The organism is Sphingomonas sp. 2R-10, assembly GCF_030062225.1.
Classification (GTDB): domain Bacteria; phylum Pseudomonadota; class Alphaproteobacteria; order Sphingomonadales; family Sphingomonadaceae; genus Sphingomonas.
In genome coordinates, this window is sequence record NZ_JASCXF010000010.1 from 1 (window position 1) to 25,969 (window position 25,969).

Annotated in this window: 18 protein-coding genes; 16 read left to right on the plus strand and 2 right to left on the minus strand. The window is 71.1% G+C overall.

The features are described 5' to 3' along the window. The 7 genes from QLH51_RS06335 to QLH51_RS06365 form a co-directional block, all read left to right on the plus strand. A partial coding sequence (locus QLH51_RS06335) for a DUF2460 domain-containing protein (RefSeq protein ID WP_283514452.1) occupies nucleotides 1-1,047 on the plus strand: 1,047 nt, incomplete at its 5' end. After that, a complete protein-coding gene (locus QLH51_RS06340; protein ID WP_125657032.1) occupies nucleotides 1,044-1,826 on the plus strand; it encodes a DUF2163 domain-containing protein in 783 nt (260 codons plus the stop codon). The genes QLH51_RS06335 and QLH51_RS06340, both read left to right, overlap by 4 nt. Beyond that, complete coding sequence (locus QLH51_RS06345) at nucleotides 1,823-2,197, plus strand: peptidoglycan endopeptidase (RefSeq protein WP_125657029.1); 375 nt, start codon at nucleotides 1,823-1,825, stop codon at nucleotides 2,195-2,197. The genes QLH51_RS06340 and QLH51_RS06345 overlap by 4 nt, the downstream gene beginning before the upstream one ends. A gap of 2 nt (nucleotides 2,198-2,199) precedes the next feature. After that, nucleotides 2,200-4,326, plus strand: a complete 2,127-nt coding sequence (locus tag QLH51_RS06350; protein ID WP_125657026.1) for a GTA baseplate fiber-binding domain-containing protein — start codon at nucleotides 2,200-2,202, stop codon at nucleotides 4,324-4,326. Further along, the gene (locus QLH51_RS06355) at nucleotides 4,323-4,823 is read left to right on the plus strand and encodes a DUF2793 domain-containing protein (RefSeq protein ID WP_125657023.1); all 501 of its coding nucleotides are present in this window, start codon (nucleotides 4,323-4,325) and stop codon (nucleotides 4,821-4,823) included. Before QLH51_RS06350 ends, QLH51_RS06355 begins: the two co-directional genes overlap by 4 nt. A gap of 107 nt (nucleotides 4,824-4,930) precedes the next feature. Beyond that, on the plus strand, nucleotides 4,931-6,049 hold the full coding sequence (locus tag QLH51_RS06360) for an OmpA family protein (protein WP_125657020.1): 1,119 nt from the start codon (nucleotides 4,931-4,933) through the stop codon (nucleotides 6,047-6,049). A gap of 99 nt (nucleotides 6,050-6,148) precedes the next feature. Beyond that, complete coding sequence (locus QLH51_RS06365; RefSeq protein ID WP_283514453.1) at nucleotides 6,149-6,952, plus strand: APH(3')-I family aminoglycoside O-phosphotransferase; 804 nt, start codon at nucleotides 6,149-6,151, stop codon at nucleotides 6,950-6,952. A gap of 299 nt (nucleotides 6,953-7,251) precedes the next feature. Here the strand turns inward: QLH51_RS06365 and QLH51_RS19930 are convergent, their stop codons facing one another. Together QLH51_RS19930 and QLH51_RS06375 are read right to left on the minus strand one after the other, a co-directional pair. Then, the gene (locus QLH51_RS19930) at nucleotides 7,252-7,581 is read right to left on the minus strand and encodes an integrase core domain-containing protein (protein ID WP_443018819.1); all 330 of its coding nucleotides are present in this window, start codon (nucleotides 7,579-7,581) and stop codon (nucleotides 7,252-7,254) included. Continuing rightward, entirely contained in the window at nucleotides 7,538-7,897 is a 360-nt protein-coding gene (locus QLH51_RS06375) for a hypothetical protein (RefSeq protein ID WP_125657014.1), read from the minus strand. The genes QLH51_RS19930 and QLH51_RS06375 overlap by 44 nt, the downstream gene beginning before the upstream one ends. A 134-nt stretch (nucleotides 7,898-8,031) precedes the next feature. Here QLH51_RS06375 and QLH51_RS06380 point away from each other — a divergent pair, with 134 nt between their 5' ends. The 9 genes from QLH51_RS06380 (at nucleotide 8,032) to QLH51_RS06420 (ending at nucleotide 25,925) form a co-directional block, all read left to right on the plus strand. After that, on the plus strand, nucleotides 8,032-11,079 hold the full coding sequence (locus tag QLH51_RS06380) for a TonB-dependent receptor plug domain-containing protein (RefSeq protein WP_206428975.1): 3,048 nt from the start codon (nucleotides 8,032-8,034) through the stop codon (nucleotides 11,077-11,079). 60 nt (nucleotides 11,080-11,139) lie between these two features. Next, nucleotides 11,140-11,811, plus strand: a complete 672-nt coding sequence (locus tag QLH51_RS06385; protein WP_125657011.1) for a response regulator transcription factor — start codon at nucleotides 11,140-11,142, stop codon at nucleotides 11,809-11,811. A 77-nt stretch (nucleotides 11,812-11,888) separates the two neighbouring features. After that, nucleotides 11,889-12,911 carry an AAA family ATPase gene (locus QLH51_RS06390; RefSeq protein WP_125657008.1) on the plus strand — a complete coding sequence of 341 codons (1,023 nt, stop codon included), beginning with the start codon at nucleotides 11,889-11,891 and terminating at the stop codon, nucleotides 12,909-12,911. A 42-nt stretch (nucleotides 12,912-12,953) separates the two neighbouring features. Then, a complete protein-coding gene (locus tag QLH51_RS06395) occupies nucleotides 12,954-13,850 on the plus strand; it encodes an aspartyl protease family protein (protein ID WP_125657005.1) in 897 nt (298 codons plus the stop codon). An 85-nt stretch (nucleotides 13,851-13,935) separates the two neighbouring features. Continuing rightward, complete coding sequence (locus QLH51_RS06400) at nucleotides 13,936-15,411, plus strand: hypothetical protein (RefSeq protein WP_125657002.1); 1,476 nt, start codon at nucleotides 13,936-13,938, stop codon at nucleotides 15,409-15,411. Next, nucleotides 15,411-16,316, plus strand: a complete 906-nt coding sequence (locus QLH51_RS06405; RefSeq protein ID WP_125656999.1) for a DUF58 domain-containing protein — start codon at nucleotides 15,411-15,413, stop codon at nucleotides 16,314-16,316. The genes QLH51_RS06400 and QLH51_RS06405 overlap by 1 nt, the downstream gene beginning before the upstream one ends. After that, the gene (locus tag QLH51_RS06410; protein ID WP_125656996.1) at nucleotides 16,313-18,025 is read left to right on the plus strand and encodes a hypothetical protein; all 1,713 of its coding nucleotides are present in this window, start codon (nucleotides 16,313-16,315) and stop codon (nucleotides 18,023-18,025) included. Before QLH51_RS06405 ends, QLH51_RS06410 begins: the two co-directional genes overlap by 4 nt. Next, on the plus strand, nucleotides 18,025-20,502 hold the full coding sequence (locus QLH51_RS06415; RefSeq protein WP_125656993.1) for a VWA domain-containing protein: 2,478 nt from the start codon (nucleotides 18,025-18,027) through the stop codon (nucleotides 20,500-20,502). The genes QLH51_RS06410 and QLH51_RS06415 overlap by 1 nt, the downstream gene beginning before the upstream one ends. A gap of 5 nt (nucleotides 20,503-20,507) precedes the next feature. After that, nucleotides 20,508-25,925 carry a hypothetical protein gene (locus QLH51_RS06420; protein WP_125656990.1) on the plus strand — a complete coding sequence of 1,806 codons (5,418 nt, stop codon included), beginning with the start codon at nucleotides 20,508-20,510 and terminating at the stop codon, nucleotides 25,923-25,925. Nucleotides 25,926-25,969: the final 44 nt, after the last annotated feature.

Sequence of the window (25,969 nt, forward strand, 5' to 3'; positions counted from 1 at the left end):
GCCTCCCCCGCCCCCGCCTCCCGTGCCGCCGCGCTGGTGGCGGCGGCACGGGAGGCGGGGGCGGGGGAGGCGCTGCTGCTCGCCTATCTGCCGACGATCCTGAATGCGGAAAGTCCCGAGGTGAAGCGCGCGAACCTGCCGCTCGGCTGGGCCCGGCCGGCGTTCGATGTGTTGCAGCTGGAGGATTATGACTGGGCGGCGACCGGCAATGCCGGGGCGACCGCGCGGGGCGTCGCGGCGGCGGGAGCGCGGCTCGGCTACCGGCAAGCGGAACAGCATTATTTCTCGGGCTTCGTGCTCAGGCCCGAGGATCGCGGGCAATGGGCGGCGATCGCGGCCGCGGCGGAGGTCGCGCGCGGGCGCGGCGTGGCGGAGACGTTCGTGTGGGCGCTGCCGCAGGTGCTGCGCGACGGGTTCACCTATTGGGAGGAGGAGCGCGACATGGATGCGTTCGACGATGTGCGCTTTCCGCTGGCGCTGGGCGCGGAGGCCGAGGTTTGTCCCGAGACGTCGACCGCGATCGCGGTGGCGGCGGGCGGCGCGGAGATGCGCAATGTCGACTGGGCCGAACCACGCACCCGCTATGATGTCGGGCCGGGCGTGCGGTCGGAGCGCGACGTGGGCGTCCTGCTCGATTTCTTTCGGGCAAGGCTGGGGCCGGCGCGGGCGTTCCGGTTGCGGGACCCGTTCGACCACGCGACCGGTGACCCGCCGGGGTTCGGCGACGTCGCGATCGGGACCGGCGACGGGGTGACGACGCGGTTCCCGCTGGTGAAACGCTACGGCGCGATGGCGCGGCGGATCACCCGCCCGGTGGCGGGGAGCGTTCGGGTAGGCGTCGGCGGCGTGGAGACGCAGGGCTTTGCGGTCGGTGCGGGCGGCGTGGTGCTGCTCGACGTCGCGCCGGCGGCTGGCGTGGCGGTGACGGCGGGGTTCGCGTTCGATGTGCCGGTGCGCTTCGCCGAGGACCGGTTGCAGGTGGCGCGCGCGACGCATGGCGCGGGGATCGCCGCCAGCGTGCCGCTGATCGAGGTGCGCGAGGCATGAGCGTGGTGACGACGCTGACGTGGTGCTGGCGGATCGAGCGGCGTGACGGGGTGACGATCGGGCTGACCGCGCACGACCGCGACGTGGTGGTGGGTGGGCTGCCGTATCGCGCGGCGCCGGGAATGGTGCCCTCGGCGATCGTGCGCGACGATACGCTCGACGCCCCGGTGATGGCGGTCGAGGGGGCGCTGTCGCATGAAGCGGTGTCGGCGGGCGACCTGCTGGCGGGGCGCTATGACGGGGCGCGGGTGGTGGTGTTCGCGGTGGACTGGGACGTGGGGCGTGCGCCGGTGCCGATTGCCAGCGGGCGGATCGGGGCGGTGGAGCTGCGGCGCGGGCGGTTCGCCGCCGAGCTGCTGGGGGCGGAGGAGCGGCTGGAGGCGCCGGTGGTCGAGGCGACCTCGCCCGGATGCCGCGCGCTGCTGGGCGACCGGCGGTGCCGCGTGCCGATGGCGGCGCGGCGGCGGGTGGCGAGGGTGACGGGGCAGGATGGCGCGCGGGTGCTGCTGGCGGCGGGCGCGGGGTTCGCGCGCGGGCGGCTCCGCTGGATCGGCGGCGCGAACAGCGGGCTGGCGGCGATGATCGTGGCGGCGGACGGGACAAGCGTGACGCTGGAACAGCCGCCGCGCTTCGATGGCACGGGCGCGCTGGTCGAGATCAGCGAGGGGTGCGACGCGACGCTGGCGACGTGCCGCGACCGGTTCGGGAATGTCGCGAACTTTCGGGGCGAGCCGCATCTGCCGGGCATCGACCTGCTGACGCGCTATCCCGGCGAATGAGCGCGGTCGCGCGGGCGCGGAGCGTGGTCGGGTGCCGGTTCCGGCGGCAGGGGCGCTGTCCCGACACCGGGTTCGACTGTGTCGGGCTGGTGGCGTGGGCGCATGGGCTCACGGTGCCGGGCGATTATCCGGCGCGGGGCGGCGATCCGGCGCGGATCGCGGTGGTGCTGAAGGGTTATGGGTTCGAGGACGCGGTAACAGCGGCGGCGGGCGACGTGCTGCTGCTGGCGAGCGGGCCGGGGCAGCTGCACCTCGCGCTGTCGACCGGCGGGGGCATGATCCACGCCGATGCGGTCGCGCGGGCGGTGGTCGAGCGGCCGGGGCCGCCGCGATGGCCGGTGCTGGCGGTGTGGCGACGATCGGGAGGATAGACATGGCGACGATGGTGTTGACCACGCTGGGCGGCGCGGTGGCGGGGCCGGTGGGCGCGGCGCTGGGCGGGCTGGCCGGACGGGCGATCGACGGCGCGGTGTTCGGGACGCCCGCGCGGCAGGGGCCAAGGCTCAACGAGTTGCAGGTGCAGTTGTCGAGCTATGGCGCGCAGATCCCGAAGCTGTTCGGGACGATGCGGGTGGCGGGCACGGTGATCTGGGCCACCGACCTGCGCGAGGCGGCGAGCACGACCGGCGGCAAGGGAACTGGGCGGACGACGCGCTACAGCTATTCGGCGTCGTTCGCGGTCGCGCTGTCGGGGCGGCCGATCCGCGGCATCCGCCGGATCTGGGCCGAGGGCAAGCTGTTGCGCGGTGCGGCGGGCGACTGGAAGACGCGGACCGGGTTCCGCTGGTATCCCGGCGACGAGGCGCAGACGGCCGATCCGCTGATCTGCAGCATCGTCGGGGCGGCCGATGCGCCGGCGTATCGCGGTGTCGCCTATGCGGTGTTCGAGGATTTGGCGCTGGCCGATTTCGGGAACCGCATCCCGTCGCTGACCTTCGAGGTGGAGGCCGATGCCGCCCCGGTCGCCGCCGGGGCGATCGTCGCGGCTCTCGGGAATGGCGCGATCGTGGCGGAGGCGGGCGGGCCGCTGCTGGGCGGCTATGCGGCGAGCGGGGCGCGGTGCCGCGACGCGATCGAGGCGTTGGTCGAGCCGCTGGGTGGCTGGTATGCCGTGGATGGGGATCACGTCACCTTGCGCAGCGGGAGCGGGCCGGCGCGGCGGCTGTCGGACGCGGTGTTGCCGGGCGATGCGCCCGACTGGCAGCGCCCGCCGGCCACGCCCGCCGACTTCGCGCTCGCCTATCACGACGTCGCGCGCGATTATCAGGCGGGGGTGCAGCAGGTGCTGCGCGGGAGCGCAACGCGGCGGATGCTGCGGATCGAGCTGCCGGCCGCGATGACCGCCGGGGTCGCAGCGGGGATCGCGGGCGACATCGCCGCGCGTGCCGCACTGGCCGGCGAGGTGCGGACGGTCGCGCTCGACTGGCGTGCGATCGACGTGGCGCCCGGCGACCGGGTGACGCTGTCCGATGGCGAGGGCCTGTGGCGCGTGCGCCGGACCCGGATCGAGGCGATGCGGATCACGCTGGAACTGGTGCGGATCGCCGCGGCCACGCTGGCCGCGCCGCCCGCCATCGGGGTGCCGCAGCTGGCGGCGGATGTCGCGACGGGCGCGACGCGGCTGATGCTGGTCGAACTGCCGTCGGACACCGTCGAGGGCGCGCCGTGGATCGGCGCGATCGCGGCCGGGACGGCGCCGGGCTGGCGGCGGGCGACGCTGCTGGTCGGCAGCGATGCGGGCGGATGGACCGAAATCGGCGAGACGGCGGCGGCGGGGGTGATCGGGCGCGTGACGCTGCCCCCCGCGCCCGCCAGCGCGATGATCGAGGACCGGGCGGGAACGATCGAGGTCGAGCTGCTGCACGACGCGATGACGCTGGAGACGATCGACGACGCCGCGCTCGACCGCGGCGGCAATGCGGCGCTGGTCGGCGGGGAGATATTGCAGTTCGGCACGGCACAGCGGATCGGGCCGGCGCGCTGGCGGCTGTCGCGGCTGTGGCGCGGGCGGCGGGGCAGCGAGGCGGCGATCGCCGGCCACCGGATGGGCGAGGGCTTCGCGTTGCTCGACCCGGCGACGGTGCGGCGGATCGAGCTGCCGGGGGCGGTGGGCCTGGAACTGGCGGTGATGGCGGCCGGGATCGTCGAAGGCGACACGCCGACCGCCACCCTGCGCCCGGGCGGCCGGGCGCTGGTGCCGCCCGCGCCGGTGCATCTGTCGGTCGGACGGGAGGGCGACCGCCCGGTGCTGCGCTGGGTCCGCCGGACCCGGCTGGTGGCACCGTGGCGCGATGCGATCGACACGCCGCTGGGCGAGGAGCGCGAGGCGTATCGCCTGACCCTGACCGATGCGACCGGGGCGGTGCGGACGATCGAGGTGGCGGAGCCGACCTGGACGATCGATCCGGTCGCGCCGCTGACCGTCGAGCTGCGCCAGATCGGCACGCAGGGTGCGTCGCCACCAGCGCTGTTCCATTACCGACCGGAGACGACGCGATGACCGACCAGACCAGCCGCCTGTCGCTGCCCCTGTTGCACATTGCGCAGGCGCAAAAGGAAATGACGCACAACGAGGCGCTTACCCTGATCGACCTGCTGTTGCATGGTTGCGTCGAGGGCGTTGCGCAGGACACGCCGCCCGCCACCGCCGAGCCCGGTCGCTGCTGGATCGTCGGCCCCGCGCCGGGCGGAGCGTGGGCCGGCCGGGCCGGTCAGATCGCGGGCATGACCGGTGGCGGCTGGCGTTTCATGATGCCGCGCGAAGGGATGACCCTCTGGTGGATCGGCGGCGAAACGACACTGGTGTTCCGCGGGGGTGCGTGGCGGCAGGGCGAGGTGCGCGCGGCGCGGATCATGGTCGACGGCGTCGCCGTGGTGGGGCCGCAGCGCGCGGCGATCGCTGTTCCGGACGGCGGAACGGTGCGCGACGAAGAGGCCCGAACGGCGCTCGCCGCGATCCTCGGCGCGCTGCGCGACCACGGGCTGATCGCACGCTAAATCCGTGTCTTTCCTGCAACACCGCAGAATTTGTGCGCTTGCGTGGAAACTAACGCTTCGGTACTTGGTTTGCGCTGTCCGTAGGACAACTGTGAAAGGGGACTAGAATGCGGAAGCTTGCCGTCACATTGGCGCTCGCGACCACTGCGCTCGCAACTCCCGCCCTCGCCCGCGACAACGCGTGGTATGTGGGTGTGGAAGGCGGCGCGATGATCGTCGAGGATATCGATTACGATCTGACCACGCCGGCCGGTGGCGTCACTACCGTCGATAGCAACTATGGCTACGACGTCGGTGGCACCGTGGGTTACGATTTCGGTGCCCTGCGCATCGAAACCGAAGTCGCTTACAAGAGCGCGACCGTCGACGAACTCCGGACCACCGGTTCGATCGCAACCGGCCCGACGACCGCAGTGGGTGCCGGCACCTACAGCGGCGGTGGCCGTACCTCGGCGCTGTCGTTCATGGCGAACGCCCTGCTCGACTTCGGCGATGACGATGCCATCAGCGGCTTCGTCGGCGGCGGTGCGGGTGTCGCGCGCGTCAAGGCGCACGACTATCGCGTCGTCAACAACTTCGCGGCGCTCGACGATTCGGACACCGTGTTCGCATGGCAGGCTCTGGCGGGTATCCGCGCGCCGCTGAGCGAAAACGTCGACGTTTCGCTGAAGTATCGTTTCTTCAACGCCGATGACGTTCGCCTCGTGAACGTTCGTGGCGTTGGCTATGACGGTCGTTTCCGGTCGCACAGCCTGCTGGGTGGCCTGACCTTCAACTTCGGCGCGCCGACCCCGCCGCCGCCGCCGCCGCCGCCGGTCGAAACGCCGCCGCCGCCGCCGCCGCCGGTCGAAACGCCGCCGCCGCCGCCGGTCGTCTGCACGCCGGGACCGTACATCGTGTTCTTCGAATGGGATAAGTCGGACGTCACGCCAGAAGCGGCTGGCATTCTCGACAACGCCATTTCGAACTACCAGTCGTGCGGCAACGCGCAGGTCATGCTGGCCGGTCACGCCGACCGTTCGGGTTCGGCTTCGTACAACGTCGGTCTGTCGCAGCGTCGCGCTGATGCAGTCCGTGCGTACATGGAAGGCCGTGGCATCGGCGGGTCGAACATCTCGACCGAAGCGTTCGGTGAAGGCCGTCCGCGCGTCGAAACCGCCGACGGTGTTCGCGAACTGCAGAACCGTCGCGTGGAAATCACTTACGGTCCGGGTTCGGGCATGTAATTCAGCTTCTCACGAAGCAGAATTTCGGAAGGGAGGTCGGGCAACCGGCCTCCCTTTTCGTTTGTTTGGCGGGGGGACGATCGACAGTCGGAGCAGGCAGTGGCGGAACGGGAAGTGGCGTGCGCGCCGGTCACGATGCCGGCCGGGATCGCCGAGGCGGTGCGCGGCTATCATTGGGCGCGCGACCATGTCGGCGAATCGGGCGGGGCGGTCTATCGCCTTTCCGGTCGTGCGGATGCGCCCGACCTGTTCCTGAAGCACGGGACGGGCGTAGTCGCCGACGAGATCGTCGCGGAGATGGTGCGGCTGCGCTGGCTGGCGGCATATGTGCCGGTGCCAGACCTGGTCGCGTTCGTAGCGCTGCCGGATGCGGCATGGCTGCTGACGACGGCGCTGGCCGGGGAAACCGCGTGGCAGTTGCTCGACCGGGCGCCCGAACAACGCGGGGCGGTGGTCGACGCGCTGGCAGGGTTCCTGCGGCGACTGCATGCGATTCCCGTGGCGCATTGTCCGTTCGATGCGGGGCACCGGCTGCATCTGGCGCAGGTGCGGATCGATGCCGAGCTGGTCGATGAAGCGGATTTCGACGATGCGCGGGCCGGATGGAGCGCGCAGCAGGTGTGGGACGCGCTGCAAGGGCATCTGCCTCTGCCGGCCGACCCGGTGGTGACCCATGGCGACTTCTCGCTCGACAATCTGCTGCTGCAGGACGGTGAGGTGACCGGCTGCATCGATCTGGGGCGGGTCGGGATCGCCGACCGCTATCAGGATCTCGCGATCCTCGCGAACTGTCTGGGCGCGTTCGACGACGCGTTGGTGGCGCGGATGTTCGTGACCTATGGGGTGGCGGAGCCCGATGGGGCGCGAATGGCGTTCCATCTGCTGCTGGACGAGTTGTTCTAGGGCCGATCGACATTCAGCGAATTGGAGCGCCATCCAGCAGGATCAGGAGCCTTTCTGGTTCACGTACCCCCGCGCAGGCGGGGGTCCAGAGCCACGAATGTCGCCCTGCCGTTACTCTGGACCCCCGCCTGCGCGGGGGTACGGCCTGAATGTCGATCTGCGTGGGGCGAGCACAATGCAGGCTGGACGTTCGTTTCGTGCCGCGTGCGCTGTTGCGCGAACCCGACGGTGAACTGCCGGAACGGGTCCAGACCGGCCCCGATAAGCTGCTCCCCATTCTTGGACCAATTGGCTGGTCGTCATCCAGCATCTGCCGGCAGCAGCGGGCCATGTGCCGCTGACCGGTTCACCAGCGATATCGGCGTCTTGTGGCCGATGGCGCTATGCGGTCGCACCTCGTTGTAGTCTCCGCGCCAAGCCTCGCATTTTCGGACCGCGTCGTCGAGGCTCATGAACCGATGCTGGTTCAGACACTCCCCCGGAACGTGCCCCCGGCCGTCGCAGGCTAGTGAAGGACGCGATGAACGCGTTGTCCGTCGGTTTGCCGGGCCGGCTGAAGTCGAGCGTGACCCCGCGGGCGCAGGCTCACAGATTCGGGTCGCGCAAGAGGAACTCGCTGTCCTGGTCAACGCGGATCAATGCCGGATGGCCCCTCTCGCCGCTCACCCGCTTGAGCACCTCCACGTCGTCCCGCGCCCGGAAGCGGAACCTTGGCAGCACCGCCGGCGAGAACCGGCTGAAGATATCTACCGCCGTCGGGATATGCAGCTCTGGTACTGTCGCAAGTTGGTCATGGACGAAGTCTTTCGAAAACTTCGACCTTTTCATCGCTCGCTCCACTTGCCGGTCCTCCTTCATGACTTGATCTTTCCAGCTCAAGGCGATCCAGAAAGCGGGCAGCAGGTCGCCCGAATATTGGCAAGGTTCGTGCAAGCTTGCCGTCATAATTCTTTCACGGGAACAACGACTGGTCCGATCGACGTTCGGTCTTGCTCGCCGGTGCTGTCATCGACTCCAAAAAGGAGCGGGCAGCGAGCGATCGCCGATACGAGACGACCGGTCATGGGGGAAACGCACCGGTGAGAGCATTCCGATCAAAATTCGCGCTGCTGGCCGCGGTGTCGGCCATCGGATTGTCCGGCGTCGCCGGTGCGCAGCAGTCGCCGTCGTCGGTGCAGGCCGGTGCGGAAGGGCAGGATGACCGGCAGAAGGCGAGAGCCGCTGCGGAGGAGCAGGTTTCGACGCAGGACACGGTGATCGAGCCGGCAGACGCCAATGCCGACGCGCCGCCGGTGGCGGGGGATTCTCCCGAAAATACGATCGAGGTCACCGGAAGCCGCCTGTACGATGGCGACGTGACGTCGAAGAAGGTCGTGATCGACCGCGAGGAGATCAAGCGGCGCGGCGTCACCTCGGTCGAGGATCTCATCCGCACCCTGCCGCAGAACGTGGCGACGATCGGCGCGGTGACGAACGAGCGCAACAGTGGCCCGCTGTCGAACCGTTCCGGCCAGTCCTCCGTCTCCAAGCTGGGGTCGCTCGGCGTGTCGGCGGCGAACCTGTTCGGGGCGGGCGCGAGCAATACGCTGGTGCTGGTCAACGGCCGTCGCATGGCGGGCGCCGCCGGCATCGAGGACGGTTTCGTCAACCTCAACGGCATCCCGCTGAGCGCGATCGAGCGGGTGGAGATCATCCCGAGCGGCGCCGCCGCGGTCTACGGCGCCGATGCCATGACCGGTGTCATCAACTTCATCCTGCGCAAGGACTATCGCGGCGTTACCCTGGGCAGCCAGGCGCAGTTCTCGAACAACGGCCGGGATTCGGCACGGTTCAACGCCTATGCCGGCTTCGCGTGGGGCAGCGGCAGCATTTCCGGCACGGCGGACTTCCAGCGGCAGAAGCCGGTCGTGAACAGCAAGACCGGCTATGTAACCGAGGACTACTCCGCCCTGTTCGGCGGCGATCCGTATTTCAACCAGCGATCGGTGGCCAACGGCCTGCAACCCGGTATCATCGACAACAGCAGCGGCGCGTTCGATCCGGACACCGGTGAGTTCGTATATGCCTACCGCTATCTTACGCCGGGCCCGGGCGCCGGCACCCGGCCGACGGCCGACCAGTTCGTCGTGGTCGGGCCGGACCGGCTGCGCGATTACATTCCACGGCTGGCCGGGCCACTGAGCGACACGCTGGGCTTCACGCTGAACCTCGATCAGAACATCACCGGACGGCTGAAGTTCTTCGCCAACGCCTTGTACAGTCGCGGCACGAACGTTCAGGAAGAGGATGGCGGGCGGGGTCTGACCGTGACGCTGGCCCCCGGACAATATTATAATCCGTTCGCCGCCTATGAGCTCGATCCGGACGGGTTCAGCCCCGGCGTACAGGTCAACTATTTTCCGCAGGACGAGGCGAGAAGGGGCATCGTCACGCCGAGCACGATCCGGAACACGGCGGAACAGTGGAACGTCAACGCCGGACTGACGTACGACTTCAACAAGAATACGCGGCTCACGGCGATCTATACGACGTCGCAATCGAAGACGAAGGCTAGTGGTTCGCAGCTCGGATCGATCATAGGCATCGCCGAGAGCACGACCAATCCCGGCACCTTCACCTGCACCGACTTCGAGATCGACAGCGGGCTGCTGACCGGCGATGCGCTCACGCGGCGGCGCGCGATCTTCGACCGGCAGTGCCGGGCGCTGACCAGCACCGATCCTGCCGTGGCCTTCAATCCCTTCAAGACGTCGGGGGACGGCCCCGGCGGCAGCATCCGCGACTTCTTCTACCAGTATGACAGCGAGGACCGCTCGTCGCGCGCCGAACAGGTCGAGGCGCGCCTGACCGGCCGCCTGATGAACCTGCCCGCCGGTCCGCTCAGCTATGCCATCGGTGGCGAATATAACGACGACGGCGCGAACAGCCGGGAGATCAACGCGGTGACCGGCGCCGCAGGGTCGCGCAGCCGCTACGCATTCTTTGCCGAGGTCAGCCTGCCGATCCTCGGCAATGGCTACGACCTGCCGCTGGCCCATGCGCTGACCTTCAACCTCGCCGGGCGTCGCGACACCAGTCGCATCGACGGCCCGATCGGCACGGTCGGCGACGTTCCCTTCAGGCCGGGCGTGCCGCTGCGCTTCGGGCGCAACGAATTCACGCGCTTCACGCCGTCGTTCGGCCTCAACTATCAGCCGGTCGAGGGGGTGACGATCCTCGCGAAATGGGGCCGCGGGTTCCAGCCGCCGCCCTTCACCCAGCTGTTCCGCCCGGACGCGTCGCAGCGGCTGCGCGACGTCGTCATCACCGGCGATCCGCGCAATCCGGGCATCACCTACCGCGTGCCCGCCTTCGTCTCGCCGAACCCCGACCTGCTGCCGCAGACGTCGCGGCAGGAAAGCTTCACGCTGGCATGGCAGCCGCCCGGCGGTGCGCTGCAGGGGCTGAACGCCAGCGCGACCTACAACCGCACCGTCATCCGCAACCAGTTCGCCCGCGCGGACGACGTGGCGAAGATCGTGCGGCCGGCGGAATATTATCTGCTCGAGCAGTTCTTCCCGCGTGGTCCCGATGGCCGGATCACCCAGTTCCGCAGCCGCACCATCAACCTGATCGGTTCCGAATACCGGTCGATGACCTACGAGATCAGCTATTTCCTGATGACCGGCATCGGCAATTTCGAACCGCGCCTGACGGTGGTCGACAATCTGAAGTCCGAAAGCCGCGCGCTGCCGGGGTCGGTCCCGGTGGATACGCTGGGCAAGTTGCAGGGGCCGGACGATTATCGCCTCGTCGGATCGCTCACCTATGCCCGCGGCAAGCTGTCGGCGACGCTGTGGGGCTATCACACCCCGGCCTATACCAACGACTATCTCGTTGACTATGCCGCCGGCCTGCTCAACAACACCGAGAACGGCTTCCCGCGGGCCTTTCGCGTGTCGCCCTACACCGTCTTCGACCTGACGGCCTCGCTCAAGACGCACGAGCGCTTCACCTTCAACCTGGCGAGCCGCAACATCCTCGATGCGAAGCCGCCCTTTACGGTGGTGCAGGGACGGCCCTACGATACCGTTCGCTACAATATCGAGGGGCGAACCGTGATGTTCCAGGTCGAATATGTCTTTTAAACCATTCTCCGCCGATCCATTGCCGTCGCTCGCCGGGGCGCGGCAGGGAGACGGCGGATAATGCGATTGCTGATCGTCGAGGACGATTTGGACGTAGCCGAGACGACCGGAGCCTATCTCCGTCGCAACGGCTATGTCGTCGACCTCGCCGACAGCCTCGACATGGCGCGCGAGGCGCTGGCGACCAACGCCTTCGACCTCGTGATCCTCGACCGGATGCTGCCCGACGGCGAGGGTGCCGACCTGATCGCCGAATCGCGACGGCGGGGCGCCACGCAGCGTTTCCTGCTGCTGACCGCGCTGGCGGGGGTGGACGACCGGATCGCCGGGCTCGAACTGGGCGCGGTCGACTATATCGGCAAGCCGTTCGAACCGCGCGAGCTGCTTGCGCGCATCCGCAACGCGCTGCGGCGGATCATGCCGACCGAGCATGAGGTGCGCCGGTTCGGCCGCCTCACCCACGACGCCGATACCGGCGCGTTCTACGTCGACGACGAACCGCTGGTGCTGCGCCGGACAGAGGCGCTGGTGCTGGCCGAGCTGATGGCCCGCCCGGGCGCGCTGGTCCAGCGCCAGACGCTGGAGGCGCGCGTCTACGGCTATGACAATCTGGTCAACGCCAACTCGCTCGAATCGCAGATTTCGCGCCTGCGCCACAACCTCATCCACCGCACCGGCACCGTCCGCATCGTGGCGGTGCGCGGCGTCGGCTATCGCCTCGCCATCGCCTGACGCGGCCATCCTGCCAGCCTGGTGCAAGTTTGCGGTGGCAGGATGGCCGCCCGCGATTCTCGACCGACAGGGACAAGATGCAGCCGACAGACCAGATCACCGCCGCCAGCGCCCGTGAAAGCGCCGCCGATTTCCGCGCCACCTTCACCCGGATCCGTACCGAGGTGTCGCGGATGATGGTCGGGCAGGGCGAGGTCATCGACGGCGTCCTGACCGCGCTGATGGCGGGCGGCCACGTCCTGCTCGAAGGCGTGCCGGGGCTGGGCAAGACCGCGCTGGTCCATGCGATCAGCCGCGCCGTCGACGTGCCCTTCTCGCGCATCCAGTTCACGCCGGACATGATGCCCGCCGACATCATCGGCACGTCGATGCTGACCGAGGGGGAGGGCGGCCGCCACGAGCTGACGTTCGAACAGGGGCCGATCGTCTCCAACCTCGTCCTCGCCGACGAGATCAACCGCGCCACGCCCAAGACGCAGTCGGCGCTTCTAGAGGTCATGCAGGAAAAGCAGGTGACGGTCGGCCGACGCACGATCCGCATGCCCGAACCGTTCTGCGTCATGGCGACGCAGAACCCGATCGATCAGGAAGGCACCTATCCGCTGCCCGAGGCGCAGCTCGACCGGTTCCTGTTCAAGCTGCTGGTCGGCTATCCGACCGAATCCGAATATCATGCGATCATCGACCGGACGACGGGCGGCGAACAGGTGGTGGTGAATGCCGTCACCGACGGCGGCACCTTGCTGCGGATGCGCGAGGTCGCGCGCGCGATACCGGTGCCGCACGCGGCCAGGGCCTATGCCATCCGCCTCGTCATGGGTACGCAGCCGGGCAGCGACTATGCGCCCGACAGCGTGACGCGCCACGTCGCGCTCGGCGCGTCGCCGCGCGGCGTCCAGGCGCTGATGCTCGCGGCAAAGGTCCATGCGCTGCTCGATGCGCGCTTCTCGGTCAGCAGCGACGACATCGCCGCCGTGTCGCTGCCGGCCCTGCGGCACCGCATCGTCACCAATTTCCATGCGCAGGCCGGGGGCGTCAGCGCCGACGCGCTGGTCGAGGAAGTGCTGCTGCACGTCCAGCGCGTCTACGACGGCGACTGATCCGCCGCCCGGCGGCCGTTTTCTGTACGAAGGAGTGGGCCGATGCTCGCGATAGTCATGTCCCTCGCCGTGATGGCACAGGCCGCGCCGCCGGCCGCGCCGCCCGTGGCGTCGACCGCCGCCGAACCGATGCGCCGCGACGGCAAGGGGCGCCCGGTCGTCGTCGCGACGATCGACGGCAGGCCGGTCGATGTCGTGATCGATACCGCCGCCGGCAGCACGATCATGCGGGACGACGCCGCGCGTGCGCTCGGCCTCGTCCCCGCCGACGGGACGATCGGCGTGCGCGGCGTGGCGGGGGCGGAGGAGGTTCGCCTCTACCGCGTCGGGCGGTTCGGCAACCGCCTGTTCGACCTGCGCGACGCGGAAATCCCCGGCGTATCGTCGATCGGCGCGACCGATGCGCAGGTGATCGCCGGTGTCGACCTGTTCGAAGGGCGGCGGCTCGTGTTCGACGGCGTGCGCGACGAGGTGCGGGTCGAACCGTCGGGACCGACCCCGGCGGGATTCGTCGCGGTACGCGGCGAATATGTCCCCGGCGAAGGGCTGGTCGTGCCGGTCACGCTCAACGGCGTGCTGATCCGCGGACTGATCGACACCGGCGCGCAGGGCAGCGTCGCGGGCAGCGACGTCCTGCGCGCGATCGGCTGGGAAGCCGACGATTCCCGGCTCGCGCCCTATGGCCAGATCCGCGGCGCGGCGGGCGGCGGCAGCGCGGCGCAGGTCGCGACGATGGACAGCGTGAAGATCGGCCCGGCGATCGGCCGGAACGTCCGCGTCGTCTTCGCCGACGGGCTGGGCGGTGGCGAGGCGGGCGATCCGCCGACGATGATCGTCGGGCTGGACCTGCTGGCGGCGTTGCAGGTCTATGCCCTTGATTTCCCGCGTGGCGAACTGCACCTGCGCAAGCCGCCATCGCCGGTGGCACCTGCCCGTTGATCCGTCGACCAGCGACAGCTTCGTGCAAGGCTGACCTGTCAGGATTGACGATCGGCGGTGCTCACGATCCCGCCCGAGGGGATGGATGAACGTGCATATCGAGGCGGCGGTCGCATCTCCGCTGGACAGGCTGGAGGTCAAGGGGCGGCGTTTCGTGATGCGCCGCGCCCGGCGCGCCGCGATCCGCACCGGTTTGCGACTCGCCGCCGCGACGGCGCTGCTGGCGTCGGCGGTACTGCTGCTTGGTGCGCTGTCGGGCTATCGTGCGACCGGGTGGTCGGTGCTGGCAGTGCCGGCGCTCGCGATCGCCGTCGGCACGATCGCCGTCGCGATCCTGCAGCGTCGGGTGCGGGTCGCCCGCGCGGATGCGCTCGCCACGCTCGACCGCCGGCTTGCGACCAACGACCGCATCGGCACGGTCGACGAGTTCGCCGGGCTGCCCCGCCGCGACGGCTATCGCCAGGCCGCGATCGACGAAGCGATGCCGTGGCTGGACGATGCGCTGGCGGCGCGGGTCGAACTGCCGGCGTCCGCACGATCGCCGATCCGCCGCGACGTCGTGCTCATGGCCGGCGGGGCGGCGGTGCTGGTGCTGGCCGCGATGCTGGTCGGCAACGCGGGTGAGACGGACGTTGGCGACCTGCGTCTGCACGACGCCCGCTCCGCCGATGCCGTCGATTCCCGGACCCCCCCGGCCGTCGCGGCCGTGGAACGGATCCGCGACATGGCGGCGCGCGTCTTCGGGGTGGAAACCGGCGGGTCACCGTCGGCGGGCGGGCGCTCCGACGACTCCGTGTCCGCCGCCGGATCGCCCGGTGGCCGGTCCGGGGCGGGTACCGGCGCGGCCGGCAAGGAAGCAGGCGTGTCCCCGCGACAGGGGCCGGCGACCGCCGCCGATACCGCGTCGCGCGCGGGCGACCGTCCCGGCGCGCCGGGCGGGCGTGCTGCGCCGAAGGGCGGCGCCGGCAGCCCGCAGTCCGGCGAGCCCGGCGGCGTCATCGACCGCGATGCGGGTGGCGACCGGACGGATGCGGGCGACCGGACCGCCAATCCTGCCGGCCGCGCGCCGCCATCGCCGCCGCCTCGGGCCGCGCCCCGGCCCGGTGGGTCGCAACAGTCCCCGGCGGCCGCGGCCGCCATGCCTACCCGCGCTGGCCCTTCCGCGGCGAACAGCGCGAGCCGCACCCCCTCGGGCAACGCGAACCAGGCGAAGCGGGGCCAGGGCGGCCGACCCGGCCAGTCGCGAAACGGCGGGCAGCGCTCGACCGGTTCGGGTGGCGGCACGACCGGGGCCGACGCGCTGAAGCGGTCGCGCGGCGCGGCGGCGCTGATGCTGGCGGTGCCGATGGATGATCGCGTCTCCGGCGCGGCCGGTCCGGGCCGGTCGACCAGCATGTTGCGTCCGGCGCGCCCGCGCGGCGCGCCCGCGCCGGTCGTGACGGCGGGGGATCGCGGTACGCAGAACGGAACGGCGGGTGACGTGGTCCACCGCGAAACCGGCGTGCATGACGACCGGATCGTCCGCGACTATTTCCTGCGTCGCAACGGACAGGCACGCTGATGACCGTCGTTCCCACGTTCCTCGACCTGTTCGACCCGAGCTTTCTCGCGCGGCTCGATGCCTTTTCGCTGCGCGTGTCGCAGGCGCAGAAGGGCGGGCGGCTCGCCGATCAGCGGACGTTCGCGCGCGGGCAGGGTTCCGATTTCGCCGACTTCAAACCCTATGTCGCGGGCGATGACCTGCGTACGATCGACTGGAACATCTACCGCCGTCTCGGCAAGACGTTCGTGCGGGTGTTCGAGGAACGGCAGGATCTGCCGGTCTATGTGATGACCGACGTGTCGCGCAGCATGTTCGTCGAGCCGCAGCCCCGGATCGCGGCGGCGCTACGCGCGTCGCTCGCGATCGCGGCAGTGGCGTTGAACCAGGTCGATGCCGTGACGCTGATCGACGTGGCCGAGCGAATCGAGGTCCGCGCCCGCAACCTGTCGGGACGGCAGGGGATCGTGCGCGCGGCGCAGATGCTGGCCCAGACCCGTCCCGGCGGCGGGACCGATCTGGCCACGGCGTGCGATATGCTGGCGACGATGAAGCTGCGCCGCGGGCTGGTGGTCGTCGTGTCCGATTTCATGGACGACGCCGGGATCGATGCGGTGACGCAGGCGATGGGACGGCTGCGCCACCGGTTGCTGCTGGTGCAGCTGGTGCGGCGGCACGATGCCGATCCTTCGCTCCACCCCGGCCTGACGGGCGATGTGCTGATCGAGGATGGCGAGGGCGGCGGGGTTCCGCTGACGGTGACGCCCGCGCTGCTGGCCGCGTATCGCGACGCCTATGCCGCGTTCCGCGCCCGGCTGGACGGGTTCGCCGGCGGGCGCGGCGCGGCGCTGGTCCGGCTCGACGCCGACCGCGATGTGCTCGACCAGTTGAGCGTGGTCCTCGCGCCGGGAACGCTGCCGCTATGACCTTCGCCAGTTTTTCATGGCCGGTGGTGCTGGCCGGCGCGCTGGCCATCGCCGCCCTGCTGTACGTCCTGCAACGCTTGCGCCAGCACCGGCGGCCGCTCGCGCTGCCGACCGCCGCACTGTGGCGGCAGGCGACCGAGGCGTCGCGGATGCCGGTGCTCGGCGCGCGGTTCCGCTACTGGCTCGCCTTCCTGCTCGCGCTGGCGATCGGACTGCTGCTGTGGCTCGCGGTCGCGCATCCGATGGCGACGCCGGCGGGCGGGGGCGGTCGGACACTGTTCTATTTCGACGCGTCGGCGGCGATGGTCGCCGATGGCGAGGAGGCGCGCGCCAGGCGTGCGCTGCTCGCCGACGTCCGCGCGCTCGATGCCGCCGATCGCGCGGTATATCTGGGCGATGCGCAGGGCACCAGACTGCTCGATTCCGGCGAGAGCGCGTCGCTGCTGTCGAGCCGCCTCGACCGGGTGACGGCGGGTGCGCGGCCATCGGCGTTCGCGGCATGGCTCGCCGCACGCGTGCGCGACCTGCCTGCGAATGCGCCGCTCGTCGTGCGCTATTACGGCAGTCCGGCGGCGGCGCGGGCGGCGGCGGCGGGGCTGCCGTCAAACGTCCGGCTCGACTACGGCTATCTGACCGCTCCGGTCGCGGGCAATCGCGGGATCGTCGCGCTGGGCGCCAGCCCGGCGGCGGACGGGCGTTGGGACCGGGCCGACGTGATCGTCGGGACGGCGGGGGCGGGGGTCGCTCCGCCGGCGATCGACGCGCTGTCGTTCCTGCTCGGCGACCGCGATTATCGCCCCGCCCGGGTCGAGACGCTCGGCGCCGGTGCGTTCGTGGTGCGCGACGTACCCGCCGACGGGCGGGTGCTGACCGTATCGCTGCTGGATGGCGACGCCTTTTCGGCCGATGACGATGCGATGCTGCGCCTGCCCGACCGGCGGCCCATCCGGGTCGCGCTGACGCCGGGGGTGCCCGCGACGGTACGCGCGGCGGTGGCGTCCGACACGGCGCTGACGGTCGTCCCCGCTGCCGATGCGCAGGTGCTGGTGCGAACGTCCGCGGACGCCGATCCGCGCGGGCTGCCCGCGCTGGTGGCGGTGCCGGCGGCGGCGCAGGCGGACGCGTTCCTGTTCCGCACGCCTGATCCGCTGGCCGGCCCCGCACTCTCCGCGCAGCTCGACGATTTCGGCCTTGCCGGTATCGACGCGCGCGCGATCGCCGACCGCCTGCGGCGTCCGGTCTCGGTACGGATGGAGACCGGTCGTCTGCCGACCGTCTCCGTCTGGGCCGAACTTCTCGACCCCGCCTCCCCCTTCGCACGTTCGGCGACGCTGCCGCTGTTCGTCTCGCGCAGCCTGCGCTGGTTGGCGGCGCCGGACCCGTGGGTGCCCTATGCCCGCGCCGGTGCGCCGGTGCCCGACCAGTCGGCGCTGTACGGGCTGGGCGACCGGCGCGATGCCGCCGCGCGGCAGCTGTTCGGGGACCGGCCGCTGGGCGATGCGGGCACGGCCGGGGCCGGCGACCGTCCGATGGCGGTGTCGCTGACCGATCGCGCGACCACGCTGGGCGCGGCGCAGCCCGCCGGGGCGCTGGCGGTGACGCCGCTGGGCGGCACCCTGCCCGACCCGGTCTTCACGCTGCTGGTGCTCGCCGCGCTGCTGCTGCTCGCGCTCGAATGGGTGCTGTTCCAACGCGGATGGATGCCGTGATGCCTGTCGTCGACGTCACCTTCCTGCAGCCGCTGGCGGCATGGCTGTTCGTGCTGCTCCCGCTCGTTTGGTGGATGGCGCGGCCGGTCCGGCGTCGGTGGATCGTGGCGTTGCGGACCGCGGTGTTCGCCGTCCTGGTCGTCGCGCTGATGCAGCCGGGCCTCGTCTATCGTTCGGGGCAGCAGCGCATCGTCGTGGTGCTCGACCAGCGTCCCGCGATGGGCGCGGCGGCGGCGGCCGAGGCGCGGCGCGAACTGGCGCGGCTGCTGGCCACCCGCGCGCCGGCGACGCAGGTCACGCTGGTGCAGGTCGGCGGCAGGCCCGTCGCGGCCGAGGGCATCGCGAAGCGCCTGGCCGTACAACCCACGCTGTCCGCCGGGCTCGACCGCGCGGTCGACGCGCTGCCCGCCGGTACGGCGGGGCGGGTGCGGCTGCTGAGCGACGGCATGTCCGCCGATCGCGGCTGGCAGCACGCGGCGGCGGCGCTGGCGGAACGGGGCATCCCGGTCGACACGACGCCGCTGACCGCGCCGCCGGGCCGTCCGGCGATCACCGACGTGCGCGTCGCGCCGGCCCGAATCGGCGAGCAGGTTCGCGTCCGGGTGGCGGTGCAGGGCGACGGAAGGCGGCGGGTCGTGACACTGGACGGCGACGGCCGCCGCCTCGCCACCTCGGCACCGTTCGACGCGGCGGGCGACGCGCAGGTCGAACTGGAATTTCCGGCCGCACGTGCCGGCTTCGTGCCGTTGCGCGTGGCGCTGGGTGCCCCCGGCGGCGCGCCCGTGGCGCAGGCGACCGCCGTGGCGGCAGTGCAGGACCCGCTGCGCCTGCTCTATGCCGGATCGCGACAGGCGGGTGCAGCCGCGTCGCTGCGCCGCCTGCTCGGTCCCGGTGTCGCGGTCGACGCCGCCGGACCGTCCGCGCTCGGCGCCGATCCGGCGGACTATCCGCTCGTCATGCTGGACGATGTGCCGGCGGCGCAGGTGCCGGCCGGGGCGCAGCGGCGGCTGATGACGGCGGTACGCGACCGGGGCACGGGGCTGCTGGTGTCCGGCGGGCGCGCGGCGTTCGGGGCGGGCGGCTATGTCCGCGGCGTGCCGCTGGCGCAGGCGCTGCCGGTCGAGGCGCGGCAGGAGGAAAAGGTCGAGCAGCCGACAATCGCCGTCGCGTTCATCATCGACACCTCGGGCTCGATGGGCGGTACGCCGATCGAACTGGCCAAGCAGGTCGCGCGCCAGACGGTCCGCAAGCTCACGCCGCGGGACCGGGTCGGCGTGGTCGAATTCTACGGCGCGCAGCAATGGGCCGTTCCGATGCAGCCCGCCACCGACCGCGACGAGGTCGAGCGCGCGATCGGCCGCATGAGCGCCGACGGCGCGAGCGTGCTGTTCCCCGCGCTGCAGGAGGCGTATTTCGCGCTGAAGGAGGCCGACACCCGGTTCCGCCACATGGTCGTGCTGACCGATGGCGGCGTCGGGTCGGATCGCTACCAGCAACTGCTGGAACAGGCGGCGCGCGATCGCATCACCGTGTCGGTCGTCGGCATCGGCAAGCCCGACGACACGATGGCGCAATGGGCGCGCTGGGGCGGCGGCCGCTATTATGCGGTGCCCGACGAACACAGCCTCGTCGCGCTCGATTTCCGCCAGCCCGGCACCATGCCGCAGGCGGGGTATCGGGAGGGGGCGTTCCCGCTGCGAACGACCGGTGCCGCGAACTGGTGGCCGGCGGGGACGACCGCCGCGACGCCGCCCCCGCTCGACGGCTATGCACGGGTCCGTACCCGCCCGCAGGTCGCCGACACGCTGGTCGCCACCGCGACCGGGGATCCTGTCCTCGCCACCTGGTTCTATGGCGCGGGCCGGGTGACGGCCCTGATGACCGAACCGCTGGGTGCGGGCACGGCGCGCTGGCGCGGCTGGCCGGGCTATGGCGCATGGCTGGCGCGCGTCGTGGCGATGACCGCGCGGCAGCGGCCGGTCATGGACCTGACGGTCACCCGGAACGGCGACACGATCGCCATCGTCGCGCAACGCACCGACACCGCGCGGCCCGGCGTTCCCGATCTGCGCCTGATCGGTGCGGACGGCGCTGTCCGGCCGGTGCGTGCCGTCGAACAGCGTGCGCCGGGCCTGTTCGAGGCGCGGCTGCGCTGGCCGGCGGATCGGGCCGCGATGGTCGAGGCCGTCGACGGCACCGCCGTGACCCGTGCGGCGGCGGCCCCCTATTCGGATGCGACGCAACCGTCGTCGGGATCGCGCGGGCGACCGATCCCGCTGGCTGCCCTGTCGGCGGCGACCGGCGGCGTGGGCGACGGGGCCGATGCGCCGCCGGCGATCGATGCCGGAATCCCCGCGGCGGCCGATCTGTGGCCGTGGTTCGCGCTCGGTGCGATGCTGCTGTATATCCTCGAACTGGGCTGTCGCCGGTGGCCGTCGCGCCGTGCCGGTGCCGCCCCGAACCCTGCGGTGCGCTGATGTTGATGACCCGGTTTCCCCTGACGGCGGCGCTGCTCACGGTCCTCGCCTGCACCTGTTCCGTCCCCGCGCTGGGCAGCGCGCTGGCGACCGCGCCGGCGGCGACAGTCGATCCGGCGGCGGTGCTGGCCGCGCGGACGCTCGATCTGGCCACGATCGGGCAACTGTACGATCGGGCGCTGCTCGCCGATGCGGTCGGTCCGCTGATGGCGCGGGTGGAATCGGCGACGCGGACCGGGGACGCCCGGTCGCGCGCGCGGGCGCAGGCGGTCCGGGCGGCGCTGCTGTGGCGCGGCGGCGACCTGCCGGGGGCACGCGCCGCTGCGGCGGCGGCGGCGGCGCTCGACCCGAACGGCGACGTCCTGCTGCTCGGGGCGCGGCTCGCCGATGCGGCGGGCGATGTCGACCTGCTGGGTCCGTATCGCGCGGCGCAGGCGGCCGGGGCGGGGGGCGATGCGCTGGCGCTGCGAGTCGCGGTCCTGCGCGGACTGTCGGATCCGTCGGCGCTGGCCGCCTATGGCCGCACCCTGCCCGCCGACCGGGCACGGCCGGTCGCGGTCGCACTCGGCGTGCTGGGCGATCCGGCGGCCGCGTTGACGCTGTTCCGCCCCGCCACGGGCGGCCCCGGCGCGGGACCCGACCTGTTGCGTGTCGCCGAATGGGCGCTGGTCGCCGGCGACCGCACGGTGGCGCGCGAACGCGCGTGGCAGGCGTACCGCGCCCTGACGACGATCGACGACCGGCGATACGCGCTGGCGCTGCTGACCGAGGCGTATCGCGACGGCGGCGACCTTGCCGGGGCCCATGCGTTCCTGACCGCACAGCCGCAGGACGCCGATATCCGCCAGATGCGGCTGAACCTGTTGCTGGAACTCGGCCGCAACGACGAAGCGGTGGCGATGGCGTCCGCGCCCGGCGCGGGTGCGCTGCGCGAACGTCTGCCCGCGATCCTCGACCTTGCCGGCAACCGTGCCGAAAGCATCGCAGAATATGGCCGCCTGATCGCGGCGCAGCCGCACGACCCGCGCTGGTACGTCGCGCTCGCCGCGATCTACATGCAGGACGGGCGCGAGGCGGAGGCTAGGGGCGTCTTCGACCGGCTGCGCGCGGCCAATCGCACGAACGTCCCGGTCCTGATCGACGGCGCGCGACAGATGATCGCGATGGGGCTGTCCGATGCGGCGATCGCGATGATCGCGGGCGTGGCGAACGGTCCCGGCGGGATGGACGCCCGCCGGTTCCTGTTCGACACCTATGTCGCGCAGGGCGACGTTGCCCGCGCGGGCGAACAGTTGCAGGCGATGCGCGCGGGCGTTCCGGCCGGCAGCCCGGCGCTGGCGCAGATCGCCGAGGGCTATGCCGCGATCGGGCGGCGCGACGATGCCATCGCGACGTTCCTGTCGATGGAGCGGCCGGGCCGACCGCTCGGCTACGATCAGCAGGTGCGGCTGGCCGACCTGCTGGTGCAGGCCGACCGGCAGGACGAGGCGCTGGTACGGCTGCGCGGATTGTTGCCGGTCACCGAACTGCCGGCACGGCGCAGCCTGATCGAAACCCGCATCGTGGAGGTCGCGAACGCCAGCGGCAATACCGACGCGATCGCCACCGAACTGGAACGTCGCCTCGACACCGGCACCCTGTCCGACGATCAGATCAGCCTGCTGATGGCGCTGCGCCTCAGCCAGCAACGCTATGACCAGGCGGTGGCGGCGATGCGGCGCTTCGTCGCGCGCACCGGCGGCGGGGAAGCGGCGCGGCTGCGCCAGCTGATTCCCGTCTATGCCCGGATGAACAAGCAGGCGGAACTTGCCGCCGCGCTCGAACGCCTGTCGGTGATCGATCCCGCCAACCGGGCCACCTATCTGCGCAACCGCATCCTGACCGCGGTGGGCGAGGGCGGCAACCTTCCGGCGGAACGGCGGATCGCCGAGATCGACCGCCTGCTGGCCGAACTGGGCAAGGCCGAGGGCGCGGGCGTCGCGACCCATGCGTTCCGCGCGGGGATCTACGGCATGGCCGATCTCGACGATCGCGCGCTGGCACAGGCGCGGGCCGCCTATGCCGCCGCGCCGGGGGATGCCGATGCGCTGGCGCAATTGATCGCCGCGATGCAAAAGGCGGGGAAGGTGCGCGAAGCCATCGCCATGCTCCAGTTCGAGGGGGAGGTCGCGACCTCCACCCGCCGGTTCGTCGGCGTGCTCGACGGGTTGCTCGACGGGCTGGTCGGTGCCGATCCGGTGGTTGCCGACGTCGCGCTCGACTGGGCGCGCCGCCACGCGATCGAACGCCTCGCGCTGGCCGGTGCCGATCCCGGCCTGATCGGGCGTATCGCCGATCTGGCCGATGCCCGCTCGGACGCCGACCTGCAACTCCGCGCGCTCGATGCGTCGCTGCCGGCGGCGGGCGAACAGCGCGCGTCGGTGCTGCGACAGCTCGTCACGCTGACGGCGGGCAGTTCGGTCGACGGCGAGGCGACCGTGTTCGGCGACGTGCGGCGCCGCATCGTCTATGGCCGTCGTCTGCTGGCGCTCCAGCGGCTGTTTCCGCCCGCCTTCTACGGCGAACTGGGCGAAGCGATGCTGTCGGTCGGCGACCGTGCGGGTGCGCAAGGCGCGTTCGCGATGATGAACGGCATCGGCAACGTCTTCAACGTCGATGCGATCAGCGGCGAGGCTTATGCCCGGCGCGGCTATACCGACGCGGCGCTGCGGACCCTCGTGCGGGCGATGCTGCGCGACCGCAACAACCTCGATCTGGTCGTCAAGGCATCGATCCTGCGCGAACAGAAGGGGCAGGGGGCGCTTGCCGCCCCATGGTACTGGCGGTCGCTCCGCGCGGTCATCGCGCGCCAGCCGGTCCTGTCGCGCGACGCCGCGCCCGACAACCAGGTCGACATCGAACGGGTGGTCCCCAATCTGGTCGAGGGCCTGTTGCTGACCATGCCGTCCGATCCCGCGACGCAGACGGCGGTGCCGCGCGAACTGCGTGCGATGCTCGACGATGCCGCCGCGCGGATCGCCGGCCGCACGCCCCTGCCGCTCGCCGACTATGGCCGGTTGCGCCTGATCGTCCAGATCGGGCGACAGATCGCGGCGGCACGGGGCGACACGGCGCTCGCCGGCGCGATCGACGCGGTCGTCGCGCGCCTGCCCGGCGCCGCGCCGGCGGCGACGGACGGCGCACCGGGGGATCCGCTGGCCGACCTGCTGCGGCAGGCGCGCGACACCGACGACGTCTCGCTGGAGGTGGCGACCATGCTCGCCACCGGCGATGCCGGCCACCTGCGACGGATGATCGCGGACACGATGCGGCGTGAAGAGGCGGGGCGTGCGAAGCCGACGCCGTTCGGTCCTTCGGACGGCGCGGGATCGTTCATCCTGCTGCTGGCCGATCTGGTCGAACGGCTGCCGCCCGATCAGGTCCGCGACCTGTTGCTCGAACCGTTGCAGGCATCGCGGTTCCGCGAGGATATCCTGTTCGCGTTGCTCAACGTCCTGCCCGATCGCTATGCCCTGTTGCAGAAGATCGCGGGTCGCCCGCTGCTGACCGACGACGAACTGGTGCGGGTCGCGGTGGAACGGTCGGACGGTGGCACCGGCTTCACCCTGCGCGGGCTGCGGCAGGCGGACGCGCGTCCGTTCGCGTGGATCGCCGCGCTGCCGCCCGAACGCCAGCTCGCGCTGTACGAGGGGCTGGTCGCCCGCGCGGAAAATGGCGGCCCCCCGCCGTCGCTGCTCGCGCTGGAGGCGCGCCGCGACCTGCTGGTATCGCCGCTGGATCCCGCGCTGCGGCAAAGGCTGCTGGCGGTGATGCGCCGCGACATCGCGATCGTGCGCGACCGCGAAGTGGACAGTTCGCGCTTCATCCTGTCGAAATTTCTGGTGCTCGACGCCGATCCCGGCAACCGCGCGGCGCTGCTGGAAGCGGCCAAAACGATCGCCGCGCGCTACCGCGACGCCGCGGCCATGCCCGCCCTGCTCTCGGCATGGTATGCCAACGACCGACCAACCGCCTACCGCCTCCTCCTGACCCTGGCCCAACAATCAAACGCGGCGCAGTTCGAAGATTTCTCGGCAGACTTGACCAAACGCTATTTCGCGGAACAGCGGCAGGCGCGCATCGACGCGTTCATGAATGCGTCGAACCCAACGGTCGAGGAGGCCCAGCGATTCTATACGGAGTTCGTTGCGACGAGCAATGAACCGAACGACCGCGTCATCGTCTATTATCGCAAGCTGCTGGCGATCGATCCGAACAATCAGACTTACATCGTCAACCTTCTGTGGAAATTGTGGCCGAGCGACAAGGACGCCTATGTCGCGCTGCTCACACGATATCTGCGCGATCATCCGGACAATCGCGGTGTGGCAACGGTCCTGGCCTTCACCGAACTCGAACGGGGCCGAGCGGCGCAGGCGCAGGCGGTGGCCACCGCGAATGGCTTCTCTCTCGACGATCCCAGTTGGGTGACGCGGCTGCTCAATCGTGCGGCGCAGCGCAGCGGCACCGCGCCCGACCCGTCCGCGATGTTCGGCAGCGTCTACGCGGCGTTCGAACAGTCGAACCCAGATGCGCCCGTGGTGGTCGCGCTCCAGAAGCGTTCCGGCGCGGCCGCGCGTCGGGCCACCGGGTCGATGGAGGAACAGGCGGTAAGCCAGTTCGTACAGGAGGCTCTGGAACGCCCCGAAACCGCCGCCGGCGCATTGCGCAGCCTGTGGCGGCGCAGTGCGGTTCCGGGTGCCGAATCGTCCGGTTGGAGCGCGCTGACACGCGAAGCGGTCGTTGCCGCGCTGGACGACGCCTTGTTCACCGGACCCGAAGCCGCGCGACTACGCGTCATCATGGCACGGGCCGACGTCTCGGCAGAACTGGAAGCCTATCTGGCCGTACTCGATCCGTCGCAGACGGCAATCGCGGCGCGCCTGTATACGTGGCTGGTCGACGGTATCGTCGGACGCGGCGGCGCAGCGGCGCGACTGGCCAGGTTGCTGCCCGGGCTCGTCGCCGGTCCGATCCCGGTTTCCGACCTGCGCCTCGCCGTGCGCCTCGCGGACCGGACCGACCTTGTGCTCGATCCTGCGCAGCGGCAGGCGCTGATGGCACAGCTCGATACCGCGACCATGCTATCCGTGAGGGACAGGATCGCTGCGGCGCGCGTACTGGGGCGGAGCGGCGACGTTGTGTCCGCAGGTGCGATGCTCCGCGCGGCCACGCTGCAGTTGCTCTACAGCGTTGGCCAGCCCGACCAGGCGGATGCGAAGGCGATCGCCGGAGCGCTGACGGTCTGGTCCGACCGGGCGGCGGCGCGGACTACCTATGATGCGCTGGCGAAGCTGTTCGCCGATCGCCGCCTGGCCGCGACGATCGCCCCCGACGTCACCCTGCCCCACTTCGACGCGACGGTCGCCGCTCCCTCCGGTTGACGGATAGCGTTCTCGCGCGGTCCCGCGGGAGCCGGGACCGCGCG